This window comes from Mesorhizobium sp. WSM4849, from assembly GCF_055811385.1.
Genome location: NZ_JBVVPW010000020.1, coordinates 134,956 through 141,369, shown reverse-complemented (window position 1 = coordinate 141,369; position 6,414 = coordinate 134,956). Strand labels below are relative to the sequence as shown.

Sequence of the window (6,414 nt, the reverse complement as noted above, 5' to 3'; positions counted from 1 at the left end):
CTGCACGGCTGGCTGTTCGGAGTCTCGCCCTTCGCTTGAACGTCCGCAGCGACGGCGCGCCTTCGAGGATGTCCTGGGGAATCCCACCAGTTGCCGCGGATCGAGCGCCTCGCAGACGCCACAGGGAAACAAAGGTCGGCACATCAGAATTTTGATCCATAGACGGCTCCAGCCAGCAACATTGCGGTAATTCGGCTCGGATCGCGCGTTGCTTTGCCAACCGCGCGCGACGCTGCAAACACGAGCGGTACGGGATACAATTACTGGAGCGAATGCGTCCCCGGGATGGCTCAGATGTCCTCCGTCGCTTCTCTCGCCGAGGTGGGTCCGTTCGAACAATGCGGCGCACCGGCCCGTTTTGAATGCGTTGGCATGGATTCGTCGGGCGCGACGCGAGGGCCGCCGGTTGCTCAGCATCGGGGACGGCGTTCCAGTTGACGGCGTGGTTCCGGCTAAATGGCGGGGTTTCATGATTGCGGGCGGCAGACGGATCAACCTGATCGATTACGAGCTTTGCGTCCTGCAGGCGTTGCGCGAGCGCATCCGAGCCAAGGAGATCTGGGTGGTTGGCGCCGATCGTCACCGCAATCCGGACGATGACTTGCCGAAGGATTTCGATCGTCGCCGGGCCGAATATTACGCCGATCTGGGTCTGTCGATGGATGCCCGCGCCTTCACCGCCGCGCTCAAGGCGGAAATGGAGGAAGAATTGCGTAGCCTCGACGCCGCGTTGCCGGGCTGTCGAAGCGTACGCATCCTCTGGCGCGGGAAGAAATTCGAGAAAGACAGCAAGCCCTTCTACGTTCAGACAGATTTCCTATGGTCGATACCATTTAGGGCGAAGCCTGAAACCGCCGCGCCGCCGGCGCGTTGTCAGTTCTAAACAAAGCCGTGCCCCGAATAAGGATAGCTTAGATGGACGTACTCGAGGCTAAACAGTCTTTAAGCGCACGTTATCTTCCGCTGGGTTTTCGGAGCAAGGTTGTTGCACGTGTTCAAACGATGAGTGTGGATGAGGCGGTGGCCGGAGCGCGCCTCAATGTCCACGCAGTCGGTATAGGGCACAAGTTTGTGAACGGGCAGGCTACGACAGACGATATGGTTGTGCGTGTTCACGTTGTTCAGAAAATCGCGCCGAGCCTGTTGTCCCCCAGGGATCGGATTCCCGAAACAATTGATGGTATCCCCACCGACATTATTGAATCCGCTCCTGCATTTGCATTGGCGCGCAGACCCAAAACGGCAGCGGGACAGGCTGCTTCAGCGTCGGCTGCTCCGACGTGTTCTGACTCACGGAAAGGGAAACAGAGGCCTCTCGTTGCAGGCATAAGCGTGGCCCACCGTGATATCACTGCAGGGACACTCGGTTACTTTTGTCGCTCGCGTCGACAAGGCGATAGTGCACAGCAAGTTTATATTCTTAGCAACAATCACGTCTTAGCCAACGTGAACAAAGGCTATCCGGGCGACGATATTTATCAGCCTGGCCCAGCGGATGGGGGCGATAGCCAGGCCTATGTGGCTGACTTAGTGCGATTTACTCCCATCGACCTGTCAGGCGCGCCGAACAGAGTGGACGGGGCGATCGCGAAGTTTGCGCCCGATATCCAATGGCGGCCCGAGATATGTACAATCGGAAGCATCAATGGAACAGCGGTTACAGCTGTTGGGATGAGCGTTTGCAAGCATGGGCGGACGACGGGCTATACTGAAGGCATCGTTACCGACATCGCCTACGACGCCTTGATTGGGATGGATCACAGTGATGCAAGCATCGTAGGATTGTTCCAGAATCAAATTCGTATTGAATCCGTCTCTGGCGCGCCGGCATTCGGGCTTGGCGGCGACAGTGGCTCATTAGTGGTCGAATTGGGCCAGAAGCGGGGTGTTGGATTGTATTTTGCCGGTCCTCCATCTGGAAATTATGGGGTCGCAAACCAAATAAGTGATGTGCTGTCTGAACTTGAGATCGAGTTAGTCGACGGAGCGGATGTTGCCGCAATCGCTTGAAGATGCCAAATCAAAGCTGAGTGCCAAGTACCTCGGCAAGTGCGGCGTCCATGGTGTTGGAATAGTGCGCGACCAGCAAGCCGTCCGGTTCGAAGTCGATGAGCGGGTGACGGAAGTGGAGCGGGAGTTGCTCGGGAAGCTGCTCGATGAAGCGCGGCAGGAAGCCCATCCTTTCAAGGTGATTGCCAACATCGAACCACGAGCCAACACGTACCAATAGTTTTCTTTCGGTGGCATGTCGAATTGGCGTGAGGGCGACCTGAAGGGTAGTCGGCCGAACATTGCTATCGATCCGGCACCACTGAGACCCACGGCGGCCGATCAAGACATACGTGGCAATCCCGCGAGATAGATCCCTAGAACCGTTAGCGCGCCGCCCTTACTCCCAGCCGGAATTGCGACGATCACAGGCCGAGATGGGGTGTTGCTCAATATCACTCCGCTATCTGGGTTCGGGCGGCTGATGCCGAACGTCTGCAACTCGCCCGTTTTCAGTCATTGAGGTTGGCCGAATGGAAAGGTCCGTTACGGCTAGATCCGTTCCGAACGCATTCCTCTCTGCAATCTTATGCGACCTTCAGCGAACAAACAACGAACAGCGCCATAACGGCTTTGCTCATATCCCGCTCATCCGCCGTCCGCGATAGCCTCGTCGCGACAATCCTAGGCTGAGTGACCGTCCAAGCCGGGCCGGGCGCTGTTTGATTGCTAGCCGAAAGATTTTCGCGAATTCTTCAAAAAAATCCTTCCTGCGCTTTTTCCGACTCAGCATAATGCCGGCTTGAGGGGGATATGATTGACTCGTCGACACCAGATGCACTCATGCTTCGCCCCGTGCCACTAACCTCGGTACGGGAGAGAGACGGCCGTCCGTACACGCGATTTGCCGACGTCGAAGAGGAAATCGCCGAGGTCCTCCCGTCTGACAGGTCGGGCGCCATGCTGCCTGAGGCGCCCTCGAGATGGAAAACCCAGACGCTCGTCTACTTCGTCCGCAACGGCGGCAAGCGGCGCGAGCTGACTGGTCGCCTGGTGCGCGAGGTCATGACCCGCGCCGGCAAGATCGTGGCATTGAACTGCCGCGGGTTCAGTCCAACCGACGTCGACGAAATCGCCGGCGAGGTCAGGACTCACCTGGTGAAGCTGATACTCACCGAGACGCCGACCCGGATGTCGGAATACCTCGAGATCGACTTCAGTGGTTCGGTCGCCAGCCAGACCACCAAGCAGCGTGCAAAGCTCAAAGACAAACCCAAGCCGCGCATGGTCGCCAGCGCCTCAACGACCATGAACGACTTGGACCCTCTCGATAGCCTGGTCGACAAGGCGGCAATCAGCGCTCTGGACGAACTCATCCGGAAGACTAGCCCGCCTATCCGCCACTCTCTGGCGAGTTCGACTCATCCCAAGGCATCGCAGTCGAGGCCATCGAACGCTACGAGAAATGTCCGAGACGCTTCTATTATGAGGATGTGTTGCGGTTGCGATCACGGTCCGACCGGGCGCCTTATCTGCGCTTCCTTTCGGTCATCCGGTCGACGCTCAAATGGATGAACGTGGCGGCGCCGGCGGCACGCACCAGCGAGTTCGACGAGCAATTCGAGTTGAGGTGGGCCGAGCAGGGCCCTGTCGATCATCCGCACAACACAGTTTACCGTTCGGCGGCTCGGCAGATGTTGCGCATGGCTCAGCGCGAGTTGATGGGGGAAAACCTTGATCTAAGTCGCGAGGCCCTGGTGGGCACACGGAGGGTTCTGCTCCAGGCTGACAATATTCGGGTGGGCGAAAGCCAGATCGTGGTGCAGCGGCTCAAGGCCGGGCGCCTCGCCAAAAAGGAGACGCAACGAACCCGTGACAAGCTCCTGTTCGCTGCCGTTTCCCGCGATTATCCGACAAAACCGGTCGTCTTCGAGCACGTTTCGCTTCTCACCGGCGACCGCGCTATCGGGGCGACGAAATCTGATTCAAAGATCACTGACGAGGTGACGGCCGTACCGCCAGGATAAGCCGACGCCGATGCGCGATCGTGGCATCCTTGTCGGCGGCCAACCAATCGTCAGGCTTCGCCGCAAGGCTCTCGAGGCAGCGGATGCGCGCCGAGGTCGACAGATTTGTGAGGGTCTTTGCCGACGTGACGTATCATGATCGGTACACATCATTTTGTACGCTGGTCCGAAATCGTGTCAGCTTGAATTTCAGCTTACGACCCCAATCAGGACCCTGACGCTCCGGCCCTGATAGGCAACCCTTGACCCTGAACAGCCTTAGCCTTCAGCAGTGGCGAACGTCGTAGAAGGGGTGGCAAGCAGAGGGTCGTGAGCAAAGCGCTGAATGACCGGGGTGCGGACAAACGAGCCATCGCTTATAGCGATGGCCACCCTTGCTCCCTTGCGCGAGTCGTGCCCCGAGCCTTTCTTTGGCCTGAAGCTTAACTCGCTGGCGAGCACCCGGGGACGATCAAGCCGCCGCCGAACAGTGCAAGGGGCGGCAGACGGTCTCTCGCCAGCAACCGAAAATGCGGCCCAGATGGGCTCACCGGCCGAACCCCAAGCATCTTGATCGCGCGCGTTTTACGCGGAACGCGCGTGGCTTCGGAGACCGGCGTTTCTCCTTCGGTTAGCTCGATGATCGCAACCGGTTCCTCCGAACTCGTTCCGGAATTCCGGGACCGGTCGTCCTCCGCCTCCTATGCTGCCACAGGCGCCGCCAGGAGCTGTTCGACGAACCGGAATGCAGCCGGACGGTTCTCCTCCCAGGTCGCCAGGATCTGGTCTGGCGGCAGGATGAACCCGCCTTCTTCGAAGGTGCGCGGCCTGAGTTCGACCGTGAACGACGGTATGCCGTAGGTCCCGTAGGTCCAATCCGTTGTATCGCCCGCGGTTGGGTAGAGCTCGGAAGACTGCTGCGGGACATAGGTCTTGCCATGCACCCCCTTAATCAGGGTTTGCATCTCCTGGGCCATCCCCACCATCTGCTCCCGATGCTGAACGTCCGGTATGGGCTTCTCCGTGTAGCCCCAGGGGTAGAGTATGAGCTGAGAGTAGCTGTGATAGGTGATCACGCCGGCGAAGCGTTCGCAGCCTATGAGATCGCGGACCGCCTGGGTCTCCGGCTCGGAGAAAGCGCGCGGGCCGACATAGGTCTCGTCGCTCGGCACGTGGCTGGAAGTGGGCACGTCAAGAATGCCCCACATGTAGCCATAGTTGCGGTTCGGGTCCACGCCGAACGAGCCGTCGTCGTTCCTGCGGCGGTTCTTGCGCCAAAGCCGCTCTTGTGCCCGGCTGTGTTCATGGCCGTCCGGGTTGACCAGCGGGGCGACCCAGACTTCTCCGCTCGTAAGCCAACCTGCGATCGGCGCCTCGTCAGCCCGCTCGACGAGTTCCTTGGCGAGCAGGAAGGGCACTTCCACGGCGATCCACTCGCGCGCGTGGTGGCAGCCCATGAAGAGAACCTTGGGAACACCGCCGCGACGGTCCCCGATCCGCAAGGCAAGGATGGGCCGGCCCTCGATACTTCGGCCGATCTCGATCAATTGGGCGATGTCCGGCTTCGCTTCGGCAAGCTGCCGCAGCTCCTCCTCCAGGCTGGCTGCCGAATGATACTGCTCCGCCGCCTCGGCGCTGGCGAAGGTGGACAGGTGCCGCGCCACATCCTCGAGTTGCTCGACGAGGTAGCCCATGCTGGACAGGCGGTCCAGCTGAGCCTCGGTTGCACGAAGGATCAGGTGATCCGGCTTGACCTCCCAAACGTCGATGCCCAGCGGCACTCGAAGAACGTCCCCAAGCGGCTTCTGCAGTCCCGAAGACGTGACCTTGGCGATCAGGTTCATGCGACCATCTCCTTCCTTCGATAAAGCGAGCCTGATCAAGGACCCTCGGATTGCCCGTCGAGGTGATCGGAGCTGGGTGCTCCACTTTCCAGGTCGGCGATCGTGCGGAGGCGCTCGACGCCAGCTATTCGTCGGCGCTCGAGCTCGGCAATCGTCTGCTCTGAGGCAACCGCCACGACGGCGTCAGCTTCCCGTTCCCAGACATCAAGGCTCAGTGGAACCTTCAGGAGATCGTCGACTTTGCGACCCGCAACTGGAGTGAGACGAACCAACCAGCGGACCGTCGCGCCCTCCGCCATATCAGGTGCTCCTCGGCATATTATGCAGCCTGTCTCGACTTTAGCCTCTCCCGAAGTGAGCTGCAACGCCGCCCCCGAAGCCGGTCAGCCCATGCCATGCTGTGCAGACCTCCACACCGTTCACGACAATAAGCGACAAGGTCGCCGTTCGCACGCATCGCGGCCGTCCGAATGTCCGCTATCGTTTTTCGGACACCAGAAGTTGCCGGTCTGCTTCCGGCCCCGGTCCTGCCGGACGGCAAGGCGCCCACAAGCGGTCGTCAAGTATGCCCCATA

The 6,414-nt window shown here is 59.9% G+C and carries 7 protein-coding genes; 5 read left to right on the top strand and 2 right to left on the bottom strand.

Annotated features, from left to right (window positions below; translation table 11 throughout):
- Window positions 1–469: 469 nt before the first annotated feature.
- The 5 genes from AC0L3L_RS22665 to AC0L3L_RS22645 all read left to right on the top strand — a co-directional run bounded on the left by AC0L3L_RS22665 (window position 470) and on the right by AC0L3L_RS22645 (window position 4,016).
- Window positions 470–883, top strand: coding sequence for a hypothetical protein (locus AC0L3L_RS22665; protein ID WP_123146086.1), 414 nt, complete (start codon window positions 470–472; stop codon window positions 881–883).
- 32 nt (window positions 884–915) lie between these two features.
- Window positions 916–2,010, top strand: coding sequence for a chymotrypsin family serine protease (locus AC0L3L_RS22660; RefSeq protein WP_133254689.1), 1,095 nt, complete (start codon window positions 916–918; stop codon window positions 2,008–2,010).
- Window positions 1,994–2,230, top strand: coding sequence for a hypothetical protein (locus tag AC0L3L_RS22655; RefSeq protein ID WP_473529296.1), 237 nt, complete (start codon window positions 1,994–1,996; stop codon window positions 2,228–2,230). Before AC0L3L_RS22660 ends, AC0L3L_RS22655 begins: the two co-directional genes overlap by 17 nt.
- Window positions 2,231–2,832: 602 nt before the next feature.
- Entirely contained in the window at window positions 2,833–3,564 is a 732-nt protein-coding gene (locus tag AC0L3L_RS22650; RefSeq protein WP_473639159.1) for a hypothetical protein, read from the top strand.
- Window positions 3,561–4,016, top strand: a complete 456-nt coding sequence (locus tag AC0L3L_RS22645; RefSeq protein WP_473639158.1) for a hypothetical protein — start codon at window positions 3,561–3,563, stop codon at window positions 4,014–4,016. The genes AC0L3L_RS22650 and AC0L3L_RS22645 overlap by 4 nt, the downstream gene beginning before the upstream one ends.
- Before the next feature lie 680 nt (window positions 4,017–4,696).
- Here AC0L3L_RS22645 and AC0L3L_RS22640 read toward each other — a convergent pair.
- Both AC0L3L_RS22640 and AC0L3L_RS22635 read right to left on the bottom strand, forming a co-directional pair.
- Window positions 4,697–5,839 (bottom strand): M14 family metallopeptidase, encoded by a 1,143-nt coding sequence (locus tag AC0L3L_RS22640; RefSeq protein ID WP_473529299.1) that lies wholly within the window; start codon window positions 5,837–5,839, stop codon window positions 4,697–4,699.
- Between the two features lie 35 nt (window positions 5,840–5,874).
- Window positions 5,875–6,138: a hypothetical protein gene (locus AC0L3L_RS22635; protein ID WP_128169785.1), complete on the bottom strand. Its 264-nt coding sequence runs from the start codon at window positions 6,136–6,138 to the stop codon at window positions 5,875–5,877.
- Between the last annotated feature and the right edge of the window lie 276 nt (window positions 6,139–6,414).